This window comes from Micromonospora sp. CPCC 205539, from assembly GCF_036906815.1.
Taxonomy (GTDB): domain Bacteria; phylum Actinomycetota; class Actinomycetes; order Mycobacteriales; family Micromonosporaceae; genus Micromonospora.
The window spans coordinates 38655-58427 of record NZ_JBAKHW010000036.1; the positions used below are offsets into that span (position 1 = coordinate 38655).

Annotated in this window: 19 protein-coding genes, 1 tRNA gene and 1 pseudogene; 12 read left to right on the forward strand and 9 right to left on the reverse strand. The window is 69.4% G+C overall.

Annotated elements, in window-relative coordinates:
* Window positions 1-76: 76 nt before the first annotated feature.
* Window positions 77-1579: a 30S ribosomal protein S1 gene (rpsA, locus tag V6V47_RS25885; RefSeq protein WP_334630971.1), complete on the reverse strand. Its 1503-nt coding sequence runs from the start codon at window positions 1577-1579 to the stop codon at window positions 77-79.
* 390 nt (window positions 1580-1969) lie between these two features.
* Between rpsA and V6V47_RS25890 the strand changes: the two genes are divergently transcribed.
* From V6V47_RS25890 to V6V47_RS25905, 4 genes and pseudogenes are all read left to right on the forward strand, one after another.
* Window positions 1970-2776, forward strand: a complete 807-nt coding sequence (locus tag V6V47_RS25890) for a class I SAM-dependent methyltransferase (RefSeq protein ID WP_334630972.1) — start codon at window positions 1970-1972, stop codon at window positions 2774-2776.
* Window positions 2777-2832: 56 nt separating this feature from the next.
* The gene (locus V6V47_RS25895; RefSeq protein WP_334630973.1) at window positions 2833-3435 is read left to right on the forward strand and encodes a Uma2 family endonuclease; all 603 of its coding nucleotides are present in this window, start codon (window positions 2833-2835) and stop codon (window positions 3433-3435) included.
* Between the two features lie 53 nt (window positions 3436-3488).
* Window positions 3489-3707, forward strand: coding sequence for a DUF2945 domain-containing protein (locus tag V6V47_RS25900; RefSeq protein WP_334630974.1), 219 nt, complete (start codon window positions 3489-3491; stop codon window positions 3705-3707).
* Window positions 3694-4038, forward strand: a pseudogene (locus V6V47_RS25905) (DUF3140 domain-containing protein); the annotation flags it as partial. The gene V6V47_RS25900 and the pseudogene V6V47_RS25905, both read left to right, overlap by 14 nt.
* Before the next feature lie 181 nt (window positions 4039-4219).
* Here the strand turns inward: V6V47_RS25905 and polA are convergent.
* From polA to V6V47_RS25945, 8 genes are all read right to left on the reverse strand, one after another.
* Window positions 4220-6919, reverse strand: coding sequence for a DNA polymerase I (polA, locus tag V6V47_RS25910; RefSeq protein ID WP_334630976.1), 2700 nt, complete (start codon window positions 6917-6919; stop codon window positions 4220-4222).
* Window positions 6920-7044: 125 nt separating this feature from the next.
* Entirely contained in the window at window positions 7045-7755 is a 711-nt protein-coding gene (locus V6V47_RS25915) for an ABC transporter ATP-binding protein (protein ID WP_334630977.1), read from the reverse strand.
* Window positions 7745-8545, reverse strand: coding sequence for an ABC transporter ATP-binding protein (locus V6V47_RS25920; protein ID WP_442934308.1), 801 nt, complete (start codon window positions 8543-8545; stop codon window positions 7745-7747). Before V6V47_RS25920 ends, V6V47_RS25915 begins: the two co-directional genes overlap by 11 nt.
* Before the next feature lie 109 nt (window positions 8546-8654).
* Window positions 8655-9845, reverse strand: coding sequence for a branched-chain amino acid ABC transporter permease (locus V6V47_RS25925; protein WP_334630979.1), 1191 nt, complete (start codon window positions 9843-9845; stop codon window positions 8655-8657).
* Window positions 9842-10792 (reverse strand): branched-chain amino acid ABC transporter permease, encoded by a 951-nt coding sequence (locus V6V47_RS25930; protein WP_334630980.1) that lies wholly within the window; start codon window positions 10790-10792, stop codon window positions 9842-9844. The genes V6V47_RS25925 and V6V47_RS25930 overlap by 4 nt, the downstream gene beginning before the upstream one ends.
* A gap of 108 nt (window positions 10793-10900) precedes the next feature.
* A complete protein-coding gene (locus tag V6V47_RS25935) occupies window positions 10901-12067 on the reverse strand; it encodes a branched-chain amino acid ABC transporter substrate-binding protein (protein WP_334630981.1) in 1167 nt (388 codons plus the stop codon).
* 209 nt (window positions 12068-12276) lie between these two features.
* Complete coding sequence (locus tag V6V47_RS25940) at window positions 12277-13461, reverse strand: hypothetical protein (protein ID WP_334630982.1); 1185 nt, start codon at window positions 13459-13461, stop codon at window positions 12277-12279.
* Between the two features lie 48 nt (window positions 13462-13509).
* A complete protein-coding gene (locus tag V6V47_RS25945; protein WP_334630999.1) occupies window positions 13510-14130 on the reverse strand; it encodes an ANTAR domain-containing response regulator in 621 nt (206 codons plus the stop codon).
* 82 nt (window positions 14131-14212) lie between these two features.
* Here V6V47_RS25945 and V6V47_RS25950 point away from each other — a divergent pair.
* The 8 genes from V6V47_RS25950 (at window position 14213) to V6V47_RS25985 (ending at window position 19766) form a co-directional block, all read left to right on the forward strand.
* Window positions 14213-14295: transfer RNA gene (locus V6V47_RS25950), tRNA-Leu, on the forward strand.
* Between the two features lie 245 nt (window positions 14296-14540).
* The gene (locus V6V47_RS25955) at window positions 14541-15077 is read left to right on the forward strand and encodes a hypothetical protein (RefSeq protein WP_334630983.1); all 537 of its coding nucleotides are present in this window, start codon (window positions 14541-14543) and stop codon (window positions 15075-15077) included.
* A 74-nt stretch (window positions 15078-15151) separates the two neighbouring features.
* Window positions 15152-15451: a TetR family transcriptional regulator gene (locus V6V47_RS25960; RefSeq protein WP_334630984.1), complete on the forward strand. Its 300-nt coding sequence runs from the start codon at window positions 15152-15154 to the stop codon at window positions 15449-15451.
* Window positions 15452-15457: 6 nt separating this feature from the next.
* The gene (locus tag V6V47_RS25965; RefSeq protein WP_334631000.1) at window positions 15458-15754 is read left to right on the forward strand and encodes a hypothetical protein; all 297 of its coding nucleotides are present in this window, start codon (window positions 15458-15460) and stop codon (window positions 15752-15754) included.
* On the forward strand, window positions 15754-16404 hold the full coding sequence (locus V6V47_RS25970; protein ID WP_334630985.1) for an NAD-dependent epimerase/dehydratase family protein: 651 nt from the start codon (window positions 15754-15756) through the stop codon (window positions 16402-16404). Before V6V47_RS25965 ends, V6V47_RS25970 begins: the two co-directional genes overlap by 1 nt.
* 121 nt (window positions 16405-16525) lie before the next feature.
* A complete protein-coding gene (locus V6V47_RS25975; RefSeq protein WP_334630986.1) occupies window positions 16526-17005 on the forward strand; it encodes an Lrp/AsnC family transcriptional regulator in 480 nt (159 codons plus the stop codon).
* A gap of 36 nt (window positions 17006-17041) precedes the next feature.
* Window positions 17042-18058 (forward strand): LLM class flavin-dependent oxidoreductase, encoded by a 1017-nt coding sequence (locus V6V47_RS25980; RefSeq protein WP_334630987.1) that lies wholly within the window; start codon window positions 17042-17044, stop codon window positions 18056-18058.
* Window positions 18059-18329: 271 nt separating this feature from the next.
* Window positions 18330-19766 carry a pyridoxal-dependent decarboxylase gene (locus V6V47_RS25985; RefSeq protein WP_334630988.1) on the forward strand — a complete coding sequence of 479 codons (1437 nt, stop codon included), beginning with the start codon at window positions 18330-18332 and terminating at the stop codon, window positions 19764-19766.
* Window positions 19767-19773 lie beyond the last annotated feature (7 nt).

Here is a 19773-nt window from a genome sequence, read left to right on the forward strand (position 1 = left end):
AGCGCGGGTAACGGCGAGGGCCCCGCCCCCGACGATCCGAAGATCGCGGGGACGGGGCCCGTCGTCGTTCAGCGGGTCACTTACCGCCGGCGAGCTTCTCCCGCAGAGCGGCGAGCGCCTCGTCGGTGGCTAGGGTGCCGGCCGGCTCCTCGGCCTGCCGGCTCGGGGCCGGGCTGGACGAGGAGGTCGTGCTGGTGCTGGCACCAGTGGCGACCGGCGGAGCCGGGTTGGCAGCGGCCTCGGCGTCGGCGGCGCGAGAGGTCTGCACCTGCTTGGTGTGGGCCTCCCAACGCTGACGGGCCTCGGCGTACTGGTTCTCCCAGGTCTCGCGCTGCTTGTCGTACCCCTCGAGCCACTCGCCCGTCTCGGGGTCGAAGCCCTCCGGGTAGATGTAGTTGCCCTCGGTGTCGTACGTCGCGGCCATGCCGTAGAGGGTCGGGTCGAAGTGCTCCTCGCCCTCGACGAAGCCCTCGTTGGCCTGCTTGAGCGACAGCGAGATCCGACGACGCTCCAGGTCGATGTCGATGACCTTGACCATGACCTCGGAGCCGACCTGGACGACCTGCTCCGGGATCTCCACGTGGCGCTCGGCCAGCTCGGAGATGTGGACCAGGCCCTCGATGCCGTCGTCCACCCGGACGAACGCACCGAACGGGACCAGCTTGGTGACCTTACCCGGCACGATCTGCTGGATCGCGTGGGTGCGGGCGAACTGACGCCACGGGTCCTCCTGGGTCGCCTTCAGCGACAGCGAGACCCGCTCGCGGTCCAGGTCGACGTCCAGGACCTCGACCTCGACCTCCTGGCCCACCTCGACAACCTCGGACGGGTGGTCGATGTGCTTCCAGGACAGCTCGGAGACGTGCACCAGACCGTCAACGCCGCCGAGGTCCACGAAGGCGCCGAAGTTGACGATCGAGGACACGACGCCCTTGCGGACCTGGCCCTTCTGCAGCTTGTTGAGGAACTCGGTGCGCACCTCGGACTGCGTCTGCTCGAGCCAGGCACGGCGGGACAGAACCACGTTGTTGCGGTTCTTGTCCAGCTCGATGATCTTGGCCTCGAGCTCCCGCCCGACGTACGGCTGCAGGTCGCGCACGCGCCGCATCTCGACCAGGGAGGCGGGCAGGAAGCCGCGCAGCCCGATGTCGAGGATGAGGCCGCCCTTGACCACCTCGATGACCGAACCGCGGACGACGCCGTCCTCGTCCTTGATCTTCTCGATCGTGCCCCAGGCCCGCTCGTACTGCGCCCGCTTCTTGGAGAGGATCAGACGACCCTCCTTGTCCTCCTTCTGAAGGACCAGGGCCTCGATGTGGTCACCAACCGTCACAACCTCGGCGGGGTCCACGTCGTGCTTGATCGACAACTCACGAGAGGGGATGACACCCTCGGTCTTGTAGCCGATGTCGAGCAGGACCTCGTCCCGATCGACCTTGACGACGGTGCCTTCGACAATATCGCCGTCGTTGAAGTACTTGATGGTCTCGTCGATCGCGGCGAGGAAAGCCTCCTCGGAACCGAGATCGTCGTGGGTGACCCGGGTGGCGCTCGAGGGGGCCTCGATGCTGCTCGTCATGTGGGCGGTTGCTCCGGTCGGATGGGTTGTCACAGCAGGCTGGTGTCGCAGTGACCTGTTCGCGCCAGCGGATCCGTCGCCGGGCACACCGAGAGATCACCTAGTGGGATCATGATGTGCTCCGTCGACCGCGCACCTGCTCCCTGCCGAGACACACGATCCGCGAGCGCATCGTCTAGCCTACCGTGCGCATTACCACAGCGTGCAAGCCCTCCCGTCTCCTCGACGTGCGGTGACCTGCGAAAGGCGAACAATCACCCGGAAACGACCCCTCCTGTCTCGTGCGTCACAGCCGTCCCGCCAGCACCACCGCAGGAGTGACGGCAAGACTCCGGCGGGTCGGCCCGGCCCAGGGCGCACGGAGGTGACGCCGGGGCCTAGCGTGAGCGCGTGGATGACGACAGCCGGGTGACCCGGCGCCGGGTGGGTGACGCCGAGGCCCGCCGCGCCAACCGCGGCTGGTGGGACACCGACGCCGACGACTACCAGGCCGAGCACGGCGCGTTCCTCGGCGACGTGGACTTTGTCTGGTGCCCGGAGGGGCTGCGCGAGGCCGACGCCCGGCTGCTCGGCGACCTGCCGGGCCGGCAGGTGCTGGAGGTGGGTTGCGGCGCGGCGGCCGCCGCTCGCTGGCTGGCCACCCAGGGTGCCCGGCCGGTCGCCTTCGACCTGTCCGCCGGCATGTTGCGGCACGCCGCCGAGGCCGCAGACCGCACGGGGGTACGCGTGCCGCTGGTGCAGGCCGACGCGCTCGCCCTGCCGTTCGCCGACCGGTCGTTCGACCTCGCCTGCACCGCGTTCGGCGCGATCCCGTTCGTGGACGACTCGGCGGCCCTGCTCGCCGAGGTGCACCGGGTGCTGCGCCCCGGCGGCCGCTGGGTGTTCTCGGTGACCCACCCGATGCGCTGGATCTTCCTCGACGATCCAGGCGAGGGCGGGCTGACCGCGGTGCACTCGTACTTCGACCGCTCCCCCTATGTGGAGCAGGACGAGGCCGGCGCGGCCACGTACGTCGAGCAGCACCGCACCCTCGGCGACCGGATCCGCGAACTGGTCGGAGCCGGGTTCCGACTGCTGGACCTCGTCGAGCCGGAGTGGCCGGACGACCACGAGGGGATCTGGGGGCAGTGGAGCCCGCTGCGCGGACGGCTCTTCCCCGGCACCGCCATCTTCGTCACCGAAAAGCCCAACGACTGAGCGCGTCGGACCCGCGGTCCGATGGGCACCGGACTGACCGGCGTTACGTTGTCCAGATGAACGCAGGGCCGGCCTCGGCGCCACCGGGCCTCTGGCAGCCCGACCTGATGCGGCAGCAGCAGGCCGACTACACGGTCGCGGACCTGCTCGACCTGCCGGACGACGCCCCCCGCGTCGAACTCGTCGATGGCGTCATCCAGGTGACACCCTCCCCCACCCTGGGCCATCAAGACATCTCACTACTACTCGCACACTGGCTGCTGCAGCATGTGCCGGCTGACCTTCGGGTCGTCCAAGCCATCGGGGTCGGACTGAGCTCCAACACCAGCCGACAGCCAGACGTCCTGCTGCGGCGAGCGAGTGTTGCTTCCACCCGATCCAAGCTGCGGGCGGAGGACGTCGTCCTCGCCGTGGAGATCGTCTCGCCCGGCACGCGACGAATCGACCGGTTCGCGAAGCCCGGCGAGTACGCCGCCGCCGGCATCCCCTACTACTGGCGCATCGAGCAGGACCCGGTGCACGTCTACGCGTACCGGATCGGCGACCGGGTGGGTCCCGGCGGTGAGCGGCAGTACGAGCTGATCACCGACGGCGCCGACGTGATCGAGCTGGGCGAACCGTTCGACATCAAACTGCCGATCGCCGAGATAACCCCCTAGCCACGTCACCCGACCTGCTGTTTCGCCACGTTGGTGGCGGGTAGCCGAGGCGCATGGCCGAGCAGAGGTTCCACAAGGGCGACCATGTCTCCTGGTCGAGCCACGGCAGCCGGGCGTACGGCGTGGTGCAGGAGGAGATCACCGAGCGGACGCGGATCCGCGGGCGGGCGGTGAACGCGTCCGCCGACGACCCGCAGTACCGGGTCCGCAGCGACGAAACGGACCGCGAGGTGGCCCATCGACCGGAGGCGCTGCGTCATGAGCAAAAGTGACGATGGCCGCGACACCTACCGGGAGTTCACCGAGGCGGTGAACATGAAGCCCCGCGAGTTGTCCACGTGGCTGGAGAGCGACGAGTCGAAGCAGGTTGGCTGGCACAAGGGCGGTCGCTCGGGCGGCGGCGAGTCGGTCGGGCACGAATCCGGCCGAAAGATCATCAACCTGTTGCGCCGCAAGCGCGCCGACCTGTCCGAGGGCGACTACAAGCACATGCGCAAGGTGGTCGGTTACGTCCACCGACACATGGCCCAGCGCCCCTCCGGCGACGTCCGCGACACCAAATGGCGCTGGTCACTCATGAACTGGGGCCACGACCCCCTGAAATGACTGACGGGCTGGCCCAGCAGGGCCAGCCCCACCACTTTGATTCACCACGCCACGGGGGCCGCGACCAGGGCGACCGGGTCAGGGGTTCCGGGGCAGCCTGACCCGCGCAGGGATCAAGCCTGACCGCCCGGAGTGGGTCGGGCTGCCCCGGAACCCCCACACCGCAACCACCAAGGACTCAGTGATCCGCGCTGTTCCAGTCCCGACCTTCACCGACCGACACCTCCAGCGGCACCGACAGCGGGTACGCCGCACCCATCTCCCGCCGGACCAACGCCTGCAATGCCTCCCGCTCACCCGGAGCGACCTCGAAGACCAACTCGTCGTGCACCTGCAACAGCATCCGGGAGCGCAGCCCGGCCTCGCCCAGCGCGGTGTCGACGTGCAGCATCGCCACCTTGATGATGTCGGCCGCCGAGCCCTGGATCGGGGCGTTGAGCGCCATCCGCTCGGCGATGTCGCGGCGCTGCCGGTTGTCGCTGACCAGGTCGGGGAGGTAGCGGCGGCGGCCCAGGATGGTCGAGGTGTAGCCGTCCTGGCGGGCCCGGGCGACGACCTGGTGCAGGTAGTCGCGCACCCCGCCGAAGCCGGCGAAGTAGTTCTCCATCAGCCCGCGCGCTTCTTCGGTGTTGATGCTGAGCTGCTGGGACAACCCGAACGCGCTCAGCCCGTACGCCAGGCCGTAGTTCATCGCTTTGATCTTGCGCCGCTGGTCCGGAGTGACCTGGTCGACCGGCACCCCGAAGACCGACGAGGCGGTGGCGGCGTGGAAGTCGGCGCCGGAGTTGAAGGCCTCGATCAGCGCGTCGTCCGAGGACAGGTGCGCCATGATGCGCATCTCGATCTGGCTGTAGTCGGCGGTGAGCAGGCACTCGTAGCCCTCCCCCACCACGAAGGCCCGGCGGATCCGCCGGCCCTCCTCGGTGCGGATCGGGATGTTCTGCAGGTTGGGCTCGGTGGACGAGAGCCGCCCGGTCGCCGCCACCGTCTGGTTGAAGGTGGTGTGGATCCGGCCGTCGTCGGAGACCGACTTGAGCAGCCCGTCGACGGTCGACTTGAGCTTCGCCACGTCCCGGTGGCGCAGCAGGTGAGCGAGCACCGGGTGCGGATTCTGCGCGTACAGCCACTGCAGGGCGTCCGCGTCGGTGGTGTACCCGGTCTTGATCTTCTTGGTCTTGGGCAGGCCCAGCTCGGTGAAGAGGATCTCCTGCAACTGCTTGGGCGAGCCGAGGTTGAACTCCCGGCCCACCGCCTCGTACGCGCCCTGAGCCGCGGCCTTCACCTCGGCGGCGAAGTGCGCCTCCAGCTCGGAGAGGTAGTGGGTGTCGGCGGCGATGCCGGTGCTCTCCATGCTGGCCAGCACCCGCATCAGCGGCAGCTCCACACCGGCCATCAGCCGGGCGGACTGCTCACCGTCGCGGGACAACTCGGCGTCGATCGCGTCGGCCAGGTCGAGGGTGGCCCGGGCCTGGAGCATCAGGTTCTGCTCGGCCACGCCCTCGTCGCCCAGCCCGTCGAGGGTGAGCTGGCCGGTCTCCGGCACGTCCACGCGCAACTCGCGGTGCAGGTAGCGCAGCGCCAGGTCGGTCAGGTCGTACGACCGCTGGTCGGGACGGGCCAGGTAGGCGGCGATCTGGGTGTCGCGGACGATGCCGACCAGATCCCAGCCGTGCGCGGCGCAGCCCAGCACGGCCGGCTTGCTGTCGTGCAGCACCTTGGGCCGCTGCGGGTCGGCCAGCCAACCGGCCAGCGCGCCCTCGTCGGCCGGCTCGAGCCCGGTCGGGTCGACCCAGGCCGCCGCGCCGCCGGCGGTGGCCAGCGCCAGACCGGTGACCGAGGCGGTGTGCCGGCGGTTGGGGCCGGTGTCGAGCTTGACCGCCAACCCGACCGGGGTGCCGGACGGGGCGTGCGCGGCCAACCAACCGGTCAGCGCGCCCGGCTCGGTGAGCAGCTCACCGGTGAGGTCGAAGCCGGACTCGGCCTCCGGCTCCACCGCTTCCAGATACTGGTAGAGCCGGTCACGCAGGATCCGGAATTCCAGGGTGTCGAAGACCTGGTGCACGGCCTCCCGGTCCCAGCCGGTCCACCGGGTGTCCTCCGGGCGCAGGGGCAGCTCCAGGTCGGAGACCAGGCGGTTGAGCTCGTAGTTGCGGATCACGTCGGCGAGCCGCTCGCGCAGGCTGTCGCCGGCCTTGCCCTTGATCTCGTCGGCGCGGGCGATCACGCCCTCGACCCCGCCGTACGTGGTGATCCACTTGGCCGCGGTCTTCGGGCCGACGCCGGGGATGCCGGGCAGGTTGTCGCTGGTCTCGCCGACCAGGGCGGCCAGGTCGCGGTAGCGCTCCGGCCCGACGCCGTACTTCGCCTCGATCGCCGCCGGGTCCATCCGCGCGAGGTCGGAGACGCCCTTACGCGGGTAGAGGACGGTGACCTGGTCGCCGACCAACTGGAACGCGTCCCGGTCGCCGCTGCTGATGAGCACCGTCATGCCCTCGTCGCGGGCCTGGCAGGCCAACGTGGCGATGACGTCGTCGGCCTCGTAACCCTCCTTCTCGACCACGGGGATCTGCAACGCCGCCAGGACCTCCTTGACCAGGCTGACCTGGCCCTTGAAGTCGGTCGGCGTCTCGCTACGGCCGGCCTTGTACTCCGCGTACTTGTCCGTGCGGAAGGAACGGCGGGAGACGTCGAAGGCGACCACGATGTGCGTGGGCTGCTCGTCACGCAGCACGTTGATCAACATCGAGGTGAAGCCGTACACCGCGTTGGTCGGCTGCCCCGTCGTGGTGGAGAAGTTTTCCACCGGCAGGGCGAAGAAAGCCCGGTATGCCAGGGAGTGTCCGTCGACGAGAAGCAGGCGCGGTGTCGTAGCTGTCACGGCAGCGACTCTAGTCCGTCGCACCGACATCGCCGCGAACGCGCAGCCGGTGACCGACACGAACGCGGGTGATACGGACGCGGGGGCGGGCAGCGTCGCTGCCCACCCCCGCGCCAGCGGTGCCGTCAGGCCACGCCGAGGTACGCCTCCTTGACCGCCGGGTCGTGCAGGAGTTCCTGGCCGGTGCCCTCCTTGACGATCCGGCCGGTCTCCAACACGTACCCGCGGTGCGCCCGGGAGAGCGCCTGCTGGGCGTTCTGCTCAACCAGCAGGATCGTGGTGCCCTGCTCGTTGATCCGGGTGATGATCTCGAAGATCTGCTGGATCAGCTTGGGCGCGAGCCCCATGGACGGCTCGTCCAGCAGCAGCAGCTTCGGTCGGGTCATCAGCGCCCGGCCGACCGCGAGCATCTGCTGCTCACCGCCGGAGAGCGTGCCACCGGCCTGCTTGCGACGCTCGTGCAGCCGCGGGAACAGGTCGAACACCATCGCGAGATCCGAGGTGATGCCGGCCTTGTCCTTGCGGGTGTACGCGCCCATCTCCAGGTTTTCCAGCACCGTCATGCCCGGGAAGACACCACGCCCCTCGGGCGACTGCCCGATCCCCCGGATCACCCGCAGGTCGGCGCGGAGCCGACTGACATCGGTGCCATCGAACTTGATGCTGCCGCCGGAGATGGCGTGCAGCCCGGAGATCGCCTTCATGGTGGTGGTCTTGCCCGCACCGTTCGCACCGATCAGTGCCACGATCTCGCCCTGGTCGACATGCAGGCTGATGCCGTGCAACGCCTCGATGCGGCCGTAGAGCAGCTTCAGGTTCTCGATCTCAAGCAGCATCCTCGGCACCTCCCAGGTAGGCGGCGATCACCTTGGGGTTGTCGCGCACCTCGGCCGGCGACCCCTCAGCGATCTTCTGCCCGAACTCCAGCACGACCAGCCGGTCCACCACGCCCATGACGAGTCGCATGTCGTGCTCGATCAGCAGGACGGTGGTCCCCGTGTCGCGGATCTTGCGGATCAGCTCCAGCAGGGCCACCTTCTCGGCCGGGTTGAAGCCGGCGGCCGGCTCGTCGAGGCAGAGCAGCGCGGGGTCGGTGGCCAGGGCCCGGGCGATCTCCAGACGACGCTGGTCACCGTAGGACAGGTTCCGGGCCAGATCCCCGGACCGACCCTGGATGCCCACGAAGTCCAGTAGTGCGCGCGCCTTCTCCCGGCCCTGCCGCTCCTCCCGCCAGTGCCGCGGCAGCCGGAGCAGCGCGCTCGGGACGCTGGTCTTGTGGTTCGCGTCCGCGCCGACCTGCACGTTCTCCAGAGCCGTCATCTCCGGGAACAGCCGGATGTTCTGGAAGGTACGCGCGATACCCAGCTGAGTGATCTGGAACCGCTTGCGGCCGCTGACCTTCTCGCCCCGGAACCGGATCTGCCCGGTGGTCGGGGCGTAGACGCCCGTCATCGCGTTGAAGCAGGTGGTCTTGCCCGCGCCGTTCGGCCCGATCAGGCCGAGGATCTCACCCTCGTAGAGGGTGAAGTTGACGTCGTTGAGGGCCACCACGCCGCCGAAGCGCAGCGTGACGTGATCGACCTCGAGCAGCGGCTTGCGGCCGTCGGTCGGGGCCGGCTCGCCCACCCTGTCGTCCGGCGTCGACGAGGTCTCCGGGGGGCTACCCACCGTCGTCCGTGCGTCGAGCGCCATGTCGCGCTCGCTGGTGACGTCGCGCGCGCTACCCATCTGTGGCTCACTCAACGACAGCCACCTCCTTCTGCCGATCCTTGAGCTCGGCGGCCCGCCGCCGGTTCGGCCACAGACCCTGCGGCCGGAAGATCATCACGATGATCAGCAGTACCCCGAAGATGAAGTAACGCAGCGACGTCGGGCTGACGTCGAAGTCCCTGCCGAAGATGGTGGCCACCTCCGGCAGACCGAAGACGTCACCCACCGACCGCAGCCACTCCGGGATGTAGATGACCAGGAAGCCACCGAGGATCGCCCCGCCGATGCTGCCCGCACCGCCGAGCAGGACCGCCGCCAGCACCAGGATCGAATTCTCCAACGAGAACGTCGAGGAGTTGACGAAGTTGGCCTGGCCGGCCCACAACGAGCCGGACAGACCGCCGACCGCCGCGCCGATGGCGAACGCCCACAGCTTGAAGCGGAACGTCGGTACGCCCATCAGCTCCGCCGCGTCCTCGTCCTCACGAATCGCCACCCAGGCCCGGCCGACCCGGCTGTTGGCCAGGTTCCGGATCAGGAGGACGGCGATGATGATCACGGAGAGCAGCAGCCAGTAGTACGGCTTGAACTCGAACTGGAAGATGGCCTTCCCGTCCGGGTAGTTGCCCGGCGGGTGCCCCACCTGCGGGATACCGCGGTCGCCGTTGAGGACCCAGTCCTGGTTCTTCGCGATGATCCGGATCATCTCGGCGAAGCCGAGCGTCACGATCGCCAGGTAGTCGCCGCGCAGCCGCAGCGTCGGGGCGCCCAGGAGCACACCGGACAGCAGCGCCAGAGCGATGGCGATCGGCACCGTGACCAGCCAGGGCCAGGGGCTCTCGAACCAGTTGTACTCGGTGATGAGCTTGCTCTCCGGCGACGTCAGCAACGCCACGGTGTACGCGCCGACGGCGAAGAAGCCGAAGAACCCGAGGTCCAACAGACCCGCGTAGCCGACGACCACGTTGAGGCCGAGGGAGAGCAGCACGATCCAGGCGCAGTAGAACAGCACCGCGGCCATGTCGTTACGGGTGGTGTAGAGCGGGATCCAGATACCCGGGATGTTCAGGTACTCGTAGAACCACTTGTTCGGCAGGACGTAGAGGAAGGCAATGAAGGCCAGCAGTCCGGTGATCCGGGCGGACTTCGGCAGCGCGTCCACGCGCCGACCGACAGCACCCGACGCGGAATGCCAGCGCTCTCGCAGAGCGGTCATGCTCGCGCCCTCCCCAACGACTCGCCCAGCAGGCCGGTCGGCCGGAACATCAACAGCGCGATCAGCACCAGGAAGGCGATGAGATCCCGCCACTGCGAGCCGAACAGCGCCGAGCCGTAGTTCTCGACCAGGCCGAGCAGCAGACCACCGATCGCCGCGCCGCGCAGGTTACCGATGCCTCCGAGCACCGCGGCCGAGAACGCCTTGATGCCGAGCAGGAAGCCGATGTTGTAGCGGGTGTTGCCGCTCTTCATGTCGCTGAACACCGCGGCGACACCGGCCATCAGGCCGCCCAGCACGAAGACCAGCGCGATCACGCGGCTCTTGTTGACACCCATCAGCGCGGCGGTGTTCGCGTCCTGCGCGACCGCGCGGATGCCCTTACCGAAGCGGGTGCGGTTCACGAACCAGTCCAGGCCGATCATCATCAGCACGGCCACGACCAACGTCAGCACCTGCACCGGCGTGACGTGCCAGCCACCGATGTCGATCAGCGTCTCGGTGGGCAGCAGGGCCGGCGAGCCGACCTGGCGGCGCTGGGTCAGCGTCCCCAGCAGCTCGGTCAGCGCGTACGAGGCACCGATGGCGGTGATCAGGAAGGCCAGCGGTGGTGCGTTTCGCCGGCGCAGCGGCCGGTACGCGGTGACCTCGATCAGCAGTGCGACGCTGCCGGACAGCAGCGCGGCAGCGAGGATCGCGAGAACGATCAGAAGCAGGGCACGGGACACCGAGGGGGCGCCGCTGTTGCTGTCAAGACCGAACGCGGCCCAGGTCCAGATGGCAGCGAACGTGCCAATCATGAAGACCTCGGAGTGCGCAAAATTGATCAGGCGGAGTACGCCGTAAACGAGGGTGTAGCCGAGGGCGATGAGCGCGTAGATCGCACCCTGCACCAACCCGGTTGTGGTCAGTTCCGGGAAGCCCCGGACGAGTTCTGCAAAGTCCACCGATGCTCCGAAGGGTGTTGCGTTGAGGCGGTGCGGCCGGGGTTGCACCCCGACCGCACCGGACAACTCTTTTCGTCACGCCCTCAAACCTGGAAACCCCGAACGGGATCAGGCCTTCGGGATCTCCACATCCGGAGCCCAGGCACCGTTGACGGCCTTGAAGGCCCACACCTTGACCTGCGCCGGGTCGAGCTCGCCGTTGGGCTCCCACTTGTAGGTCACGCCCGAGGCGGAACCGGCCTTGTTGTAGGTGGAGAGGAAGGCCTGGATGTCGGCCCGGCTGGTCTTGCCGGCCTTGATCGCCTCAAGGTAGATGTTCGCCAGGTCGAACGACACGTCCGCGTACACGCCCGGGTCGACGCTGTACTTGGCCTTGAAGTCGGTCACGAAGGTGCCCTTGGCCGCGGTGGCCGGGCCACACGGGCAGGTCGCGATGGTGCCCTCGACGTCCTTCTGACCGGCCACCGACAGCATGTTGGCGTCGTTGATGCCGTCGCCGCCGATGAAGGTGCCCTTCCAGCCGCCAGCCCGCAGCTGCTTGAGGAACGGCGCAGCCTCCTCGGTGTAGCCGGCGTAGAACAGGACGGTCGCGCCGCTGGTCTTGACCCGCGAGATCTGCGCGCCGAACTCCTGCGCGTTGTCGACCACCTTGTCGGTGCCGATGACCACCGAGCCGAGGCCCTTCTTGGCCTCGTCGGCCAGGCCCGCGCCGTACGCCGACTGGTCGTCGATGACGAACGCCTTCTCGGCCTTCAGCACGTTCTTGATGTAGCTGGCGATCGCCGGACCCTGGGAGAAGTCGTTACCCACGCCGCGGTGGAAGACCTTCCAGTTCTTGCTCGAAAGGCTCGGCCGAGTGGCCGAGGGGGTGATGGTGGCCAGGCCCGCGGTGTCGAAGATCGGGTTGCCGACCTCGCTCTCACCGGAGAAGGCCGGGCCGATCATGCCGACGATCTTCGTGTCGGCCACCGCGCTGGTCGCCAGACCACCCGCGAGGTCCGCCTTACCCTGCGAGTCGAACGGCGCGACGGTCACCTTGCAGTCCGCGTTCTCCGCGTTGTACTTCTCCACTGCGAGGTCGGCGCCCTGCTTCATCGGGGTCACCAGGCCAGCGTCGGCGCCGGACAGCGCCCCGAAGAAGCCGATCTTGAGGTCGCACGCCTTGTTGGCGGAACCACCCGACGTGCCCTCGTCCTGCTTGCATGCGCTGGCGCCGCCGGCGATGAGCGTCGCGATGGCGACGCTGCCGAGGACGCGCACGAAGTTTTGCCTCAAGGCTGGAAACCCTCCTCCGTCCAGAAGTCCGGTGCCGCCTGGCGAAAGCCGAGGCGGCAACGGACCGGACCGTTGACCCGGTCTGGGCGGGGACGTTATCCCACAAGCACTACTCACCGTAAGGTGTCGTAGGCGGCATTGACTCAACCGTTACCCAGAGCGGCGCAACTCGCGTTTCAACGTCACATCGAACCGGGGCCGACGTCTCATCAGGTGGGCTCCAGGGGTGCGGACCAGAGCGTCGCCGCCGTACCGCCGTCGATGGCGATCACCACCCGTCCGTCGAGCACCGCGACCGTCGCCGACGTGTCCCCACCGGCGGGAGCCTGGATCGGTAGTACCACCGACACCCAGGACGTGCCGCCAGCGTCGGAGCGCCACAGGCGATGATCAGCAGCGCCCAGCGTCATCGCTAGCAGGACAGCACCGGCGCCGGCTGCCGCCTCTACCCCGGCCACCGCACCCACCCCCGTGGCACCGAACCGCCCGGCCACCCGCCAGCGCGCACCATCCGACGGAGCGGCTCCGGCATCGAGCACCCACGCCTGAAACGCACTCCCCCGCACCCCGACGGCGTACACGGTCGGGCCGACCTGCACGAGACGCTGAACGATCTCGTCGTCGACCGTCGATGGGAGCGCCACCCGCGCCCACCCTCGGCCATCAGCGGAGAACCAGACAAACGGATCACGGTCGGCTCGCTCAGTCGGCCGCCCCGCACCACTCACCAACCAGCCGCCCGACACCGCCAGCGCGTCGGTGGCGAGCGTCGACAGGGCCGGCTCGCTGGCGAGCGCCGGAGCCCGGTCGACCAGCCGAAAATCGGTGGCATCCGCCGAGAGCCACACCGCCGCACCGCCGGACCGGGCACCGGCGATCAACCAGCCTCCGGCGCCCCCGGCGATGCGGCTCGCACTGACCGCCTCCGGCCCGCCGTAGACCTCGAACTCCGCCGACACCTCGACCAGGCCGCCCTCGGCGTCCTGCCGCCACGTCCGTACGCGGGGATTGCCGTGGGCACCCCCCGCCCTGGCTCCGATGACCGAGATCCGCCCCTGGTGACAGCCGACGGCATAGAGGATCGCCCGCTCACCGTAGTAACTGATCGGATGCAACGGCAGCGAAGACCAGGTGTGACCGTCGGTGCTCCGCCAGGCGGCCGGTCGGGTCGCCCCATCGGGTCCACCGATGGCACCGACCACGTACCACCGGCCCGCGCAGGCGGCCGCGTCGCGCAGCATGAGCCGACCCGGAGCGCCCGGCGGCACCGGCAGCGTCGCGGCCTGCCACATCGGCCGGACGGGCTCGGGCGGGCTCTCGTCCCGGGTGGACCGGCAGCCGCCGAGCAGCACGACGACGGCCCCGAGCACCGCGATCCCACGTCGACCGGTCACCCATACGATGCTATCGATCCGCCGGTGGACGCGGAGCCCGCCGGACGCTCAGACGATCGGCTGCGCCACCTCGCCGCCGGCGGTCTCGGCGAGGATCCGCTCGGCGACCTCCTTCATGGTCATCCGGTGGTCCATCGCCGTGCGCTGGATCCACTTGAACGCCTGCGGCTCGGTCATTCCGTAGGTGGTCATCAGCGCGCCCTTGGCGCGCTCCACCGTCTTGCGGATCTCCAGGCGGTCGGTCAGGCCAGCGACCTCGGCCTCGAGCGCCGCGACCTCGGAGTAGCGCGACAGCGCGATCTCCACCGCCGGGACCAGGTCGCTCTTCTGGAAGGGCTTCACCAGGTACGCCATCGCGCCGGCCGCCCGGGCCCGCTCGACCAGGTCACGCTGGCTGAACGCCGTCAGGATGATCACCGGAGCGATCCGGGCGCCGGCGATCCGCTCGGCGGCGGCCAGCCCATCCATGATCGGCATCTTGATGTCGAGGATGACGAGGTCGGGCTTCAACTCCTCGGCGAGGCGGACGGCGGTTTCGCCGTCGCCGGCCTCCCCCACCACCTCGTAGCCCTCTTCGACCAGCATCTCAGCGAGGTCCAGCCGGATGAGGGCCTCGTCCTCGGCGATCAGCACTCGCCTGCGCTCGGCATCCGTCTGCGTCTCGGCCACCAGCACTACCCCCACCATCGTTCCTGCACGGCTACCGCCCATGCTCCCGCAAGAGCGTAGTCGGGTACAGTAGGCCGCACTCGCCGGGATGGTGGAATGGCATACACGGAAGTCTCAAACACTTCTGCCCGCAAGGGCTTGCGGGTTCGAATCCCGCTCCCGGCACTTTAGTCGTACGCACGTTCGATGATGGGCGAGTGCACCCTCCTCAGATGCGGGCACGAGCTCGCGCCCTCCGCGCTCATGGCCACACCATTCATTCGGTCGCTCGCACCCTCTCCCTTCCGTACAGCACCGTCTGGCACTGGTGCGTCGACCGGCCCGAGCGAGCCGTAGTTGGCACCGCTCTCCGGTGCTTCCGGTGCGCGCCACGTGTCGACCAGCCGACTGATCCCGCCGCCTACGCCTACTTGTTCGGCCTCTACCTGGGCGACGGACACCTGGTCACTTCGACGCGGGTGCCAATTCTCCGCATCTCCTGCAGCAACGCCTGGCCCGGGCTGATCAACGAGTGCGACACCGCCATGCGAACGGTTCTGGCGGCGAAGGTACAACGCATTCCCAAGGCCGGCTGCCTCTCAGTCGAGAGCAGCGGTGTGCACTGGCCGTGCCTACTGCCCCGACACGGTCGCGGCAAGAAGCACGACCGTCCAATCGTCCTGACCGACTGGCAGCGGGCGATCCTGGCGGCGCATCCCGGCCGCTTCCTGCGCGGCCTGTTCCACTCGGACGGCTGTCGGTCCGCCAACCGCGTGCAGGTGCGCGGCAAGGAGTACGTCTATCCCCGCTACCTGTTCTCGAACAGGTCCGCCGACGTCATGGGGCTGTGCCAGTGGGCGCTCGACCTGCTGGAGATCCCTTGGCGGATGAACCTGCCGTGGTCGCTGTCGGTGGCGCGGCGGGAGGCGGTCGTCGCGTTGGACCGCCACGTCGGTCCAAAGTTCTGACTGCGCGCTACGCGCGGGCCGTCGCCGGCGCACCGACGAAGCAACTAACCAGTTAGTCGGCTAGTCTGACCGGCATGGCACGGGATGCGGCGGACACCCGGCGCCGGCTGCTGGCCGCCGCCACGGACGAGTTCGCGGCGCGCGGCATCGCCGGTGCGCGAGTGGATCGAATCGCCACGGCGGCCGGGGCGAACAAGGCGTTGATCTACAGCTACTTCGGCAACAAATATCAGCTCTTCGACGCGGTCTTCGACGCGCTGGTGGTCCGCACGGCGGCGGACGTGCCGATCGACGGCGACGACCTTCCCGGGTACGCGGGCCGCTTGTTCGACCTGAACCACGCTCGGCCGCAGGCGCTGCGGTTGCTGCTCTGACATTCGCTGGAGCGTGGCGGGATGGCGGCGCTCCCGCCGGCGGTGGTCGCCGCGAACGCGGACAAGGCGGGCACCGTCGCCGCCGCCCAGCGCGCCGGTCGAGTCAGCGACCGGCACCCGGCCGGGGATCTGTTGTTGCTGGTGATCGGCCTGTCGATGCTCGGTTCGGCGGAGCTGGCACCGGCGCCGGACGCGGACGCCCTGGCCGACCGCCGCCGGATGGTGACCGACGCGGTGACCCGGATGACCCGGCCCGGAACGGCCCGGCCGGCCAACACGATCGACGACGAAGGCGGGAACTGATGCGGGTGGTCATCTTCGGTGCGACCGGGATGGTCGGCCAGGGCGTGCTGCGCGAGTGCCTGCTCGCCGAGGACGTGCGGGAGGTGCTGACGATCGGTCGGAGCCCGACCGGGCAGCGGCATCCGAAGCTGCGGGAGCTGACCGTCGCCGACGTCGGTGAGTTGGCCACGGCACGTGACGACCTGGTCGACGTCGACGCGTGCTTCTACTGCCTGGGTGTCTCGTCGGTGGGTATGAGCGAGGCCGCGTACACCCGGATCAGTTACGACTATCCGCTCGCCGCGGCACGGTTGTTCGCCGAGGTGAGCCCGCAGGTCACGTTCGTCTACGTCTCCGGTGTGGGCACCGACTCCTCGGGGCAGGGCCGGGTGATGTGGGCGCGGGTCAAGGGGCGCACCGAGAACGAGGTGCTCGACCTGCTGCCCAACGGCTACGCGGCTCGGCCGGGCTACATCCAGCCGACGCACGGCGTGACGTCGCGGACCCGCTTGTACCGAGCGCTCTACGTGGTGGCCAGCCCGCTGTTCCCGGTGCTGAGTCGACTCTTTCCGAACCAGGTGACCAGCACCGACCGGCTCGGCCAGGCCATGCTGCGGGTGGCCCGGGAGGGCTCGCCACGACGGGTGCTGGCCGGCCCCGACCTGGCCTGACCCCGCGGCCACCGCCACACCGGTCCGGCATCGAATATTCGACGTCGGACCGGGGGTTGGTCAGCAGATAGTTCCGTGCACGGCGCTGGCCCCGGCAGCAGGTTCCGGAAAGAATGGCGGGATGCTCACTGCACCGAATGACGTGCGGCCGTACCCGGCCTTGGACGAGGTGGACCGCGCCATCCTGACCGAGCTGGCCGCGGACGGCCGCCTGCCGAACAACGCCCTCGCCGAACGGGTCGGAGTGGCGCCGTCGACCTGCCTGACCCGTACGCGGGCGCTGCGCGAGCGTGGGGCGATCCGCGGGTTCCACGCCGAGGTGGATCCGGGTGCGCTCGGCCTGCCATTGCAGGCGCTGGTGTCGGTGCGGCTGACAGCGCACGAGCGCGCGACCGTGGACGCGTTCCGGGCCCGGTCGGTGCGGCTGCCCGGGGTGGTGTCGGTGTTCCACGTCGCGGGTGCGGAGGACTACGTGCTGCACGTGCGGGCCGCGTCCGGGGACGCGCTGCGGGACTTCGTGCTGGATCACCTCGCCGTTGATCCGGTGGTCCAGCACACCCAGACCAGCCTGATCTTCGAGCAGGCGCGCGGGATGGGTTGAGCAGGTGGAATGAATGCGCAGGCCGGGGAGTTGCCAATGCGTGTGATCACCGTACCGTTGTCTGTTCTCGATCTTGCCCCGGTCGCTGCGGGCACCACCGTCGGCGCGGCGCTGCAGGCCACCACCGAGTTGGCCCGGCGCACCGAGGAGTTGGGCTACCACCGGTTCTGGGTGGCCGAGCACCACAACATGCCCGCGATCGCCAGCTCCGCCCCCGCGGTGCTGCTGGCGCACCTGGCGGCGAACACCTCGACGATCCGGCTGGGATCGGGCGGGGTGATGCTGCCCAACCACGCGCCGCTGGTGGTGGCCGAGCAGTTCGGCACCCTGGAGGCGTTGCACCCGGGTCGGATCGACCTGGGCATCGGGCGGGCGCCGGGCACCGACCAGGTGACCGCGCTGGCGTTGCGCCGCACCATGGAGGGGCTGTCGGCCGAGGGTTTCCCGCGTGAGCTGGCGGACCTGATGAACTACTTCAGCGGGGAGAAGCCGGGGCAGATCATCGCCACGCCGGGCCGCGGTGAGCAACCGGCCGTGTGGCTGTTGGGCTCCAGCGGTTTCAGCGCCCAGCTGGCCGGTCTGCTCGGCCTGCCGTTCTCCTTCGCGCACCACTTCAGCTCGGCGAACACGCTGCCGGCGCTGGCGCTCTACCGGCAGAATTTCCGGCCGTCGCAGTGGCTGGACAAGCCGTACGCGATGGTGGCGGTCAACGCGGTCTGCGCGGACACCGACGAGCGGGCGGAGTGGCTGGCCGGGCCGAGCGCCCTGTCGTTCCTGCGGCTGCGCTCCGGGCGGCCGGAGCCGCTCGCCACGCCCGACGAGGCGGCTGCGTACCCGTACACCGAGATCGAGCGGGAGTTCGTGCAGCAGCGGCGCGACGGTCAGGCGATGGGCTCGCCGGAGACGGTCCGCCGGCAGTTGACCGAGCTGTTGGAGCGCACCGGCGCGGACGAGCTGATGCTGACCACGCTGGTCTACGACGTGAAGGACCGGGTGCGCTCGTACGAGTTGATCGCCGAGCAGGTGGCGGGCGGTCTCCGCACGGCGGCCTGAAACACGATCTTCACGTCAGCGTCACCCCCGCGACCCGGACGGTGCCTAACGTAGGTGCCGGTGGTGGTACGGCATTCTCGGTCGGGACGGGTCGAGGATGCCGCGGTGTGGCGCACCGGGCCGGAGCTGTGCGGATTCCGCGGCTGCGGCCCGGTGCCTGCCACCCTAAGCGACCCCGCTCGGGACCGCCAGGGTCGGATCAGCGCGCCGATCACAGGGTGCCGACGCCCAAGGCTTGCCACGAGGATCGATGCCTGATCAACTCGTTCGGGTGAATGCCCCACACATGGACCCCGACGAGTTTCGCCGCGCCGGCCACGCGGTGGTCGACTGGATCGCCGACTACTGGACCACTCTGGAACAGCGACCGGTCGCCCCGACCGATCCGCCGGGTACGGTGGCCGCCGCCCTGCCGGTCGCGCCGCCCGTCACCGGTGAGCCGTTCGACGCGGTCCTCGCCGACCTGGACGCGATCGTCGTACCCGGGCTCACCCACTGGCAGCACCCGGGCTTCTACGGCTATTTCCCGGCCAACACCTCCGGCCCGAGCGTGCTCGGCGACCTGGTCAGCTCGGGCCTCGGCGTGCAGGGCATGCTCTGGGCCACCAGCCCGGCCTGCACGGAGCTGGAAACGGTGATGCTGGACTGGCTCGCCCAGCTGATGGATCTGCCGCAGCGATTCCGTTCGTCCGGCAGCGGTGGTGGCGTGATCCAGGATTCGGCCTCCTCAGCGACCCTGGTGGCCACCCTGGCCGCGCTGCACCGTGCCAGCGGGGGCCGCTGGCGGGACGTCGGCGTCGACCGGCGCTACCGCGCGTACGCCTCCGTCCACGGGCACTCCTCGATCGAGAAGGCCGTTCGGATCGCCGGGTTGGGCGCCGACGGGGTGCGTCCGATCGAGGTGGACCCGGACACGCAGGCGCTGCGGCCGGCCGCGCTGCGCGCGGCGATCGAGGCCGACCTGGCCGCCGGGGACGTGCCCGCCGTCGTGGTCGCCACCATCGGCACCACCTCCACCACCGCCATCGACCCGCTGCCGGAGATCGGGGCGATCTGCGCCGAGTACGGGATCTGGCTGCACGTGGACGCCGCGGACGCGGGAGCGGCTGCGGTCTGCCCCGAACTACGCTGGTCGCACGCGGGCCTGGAGTACGCCGATTCGTACTGCTTCGATCCGCACAAGTGGCTGCTCACCGGCTTCGACTGTGACGCGTTCTGGGTGGCCGACCGCGCCGAGCTGATCGAGGCGCTGACCGTACTGCCGGAGTTCCTGCGAAACGCGGCCAGTGAGTCCGGTGCGGTGCTCGACTACCGGGACTGGCAGGTGCCGCTGGGCCGCCGCTTCCGGGCGTTGAAACTGTGGTTCGTGCTGCGCTGGTACGGCGCCGAGGGGCTGCGGGCGCACATCCGTTCCGGGGTGGCGTTGGCCGCCCGGTTCGCCGACCGGGTGCGCTCCGACGACCGCTTCGATCTGGCGGCGGCGCATCCGTTCTCGCTGGTCTGTTTCCGACTGCGCGCCGACGACGACACCAACGCCGAGTTGCTGGCCCGGGTCAACCGCACCGGTCGGGTGCACCTGACGCACACCCGGGTGGCCGGTCGCTACACGTTGCGGCTGGCGGTCGGCTCGCCGCAGAGCACCGAACGGCACGTCGACGAGGCGTGGACGCTGCTGAGCGGGGTCGCCACCGATCTGCTCGCTCCCTGACCCGCGG

Coding starts and splice junctions, on each gene's coding strand:
- rpsA (WP_334630971.1), bottom strand. CDS start 1,579: ATGACGAGCAGCATCGAGGCCCCCTCGAGCGCCACCCGGGTCACCCAC.
- V6V47_RS25895 (WP_334630973.1), top strand. CDS start 2,833: ATGAACGCAGGGCCGGCCTCGGCGCCACCGGGCCTCTGGCAGCCCGAC.
- V6V47_RS25900 (WP_334630974.1), top strand. CDS start 3,489: ATGGCCGAGCAGAGGTTCCACAAGGGCGACCATGTCTCCTGGTCGAGC.
- V6V47_RS25915 (WP_334630977.1), bottom strand. CDS start 7,755: ATGCTGCTTGAGATCGAGAACCTGAAGCTGCTCTACGGCCGCATCGAG.
- V6V47_RS25925 (WP_334630979.1), bottom strand. CDS start 9,845: ATGACCGCTCTGCGAGAGCGCTGGCATTCCGCGTCGGGTGCTGTCGGT.
- V6V47_RS25960 (WP_334630984.1), top strand. CDS start 15,152: ATGGCACGGGATGCGGCGGACACCCGGCGCCGGCTGCTGGCCGCCGCC.
- V6V47_RS25970 (WP_334630985.1), top strand. CDS start 15,754: ATGCGGGTGGTCATCTTCGGTGCGACCGGGATGGTCGGCCAGGGCGTG.
- V6V47_RS25975 (WP_334630986.1), top strand. CDS start 16,526: ATGCTCACTGCACCGAATGACGTGCGGCCGTACCCGGCCTTGGACGAG.
- V6V47_RS25980 (WP_334630987.1), top strand. CDS start 17,042: ATGCGTGTGATCACCGTACCGTTGTCTGTTCTCGATCTTGCCCCGGTC.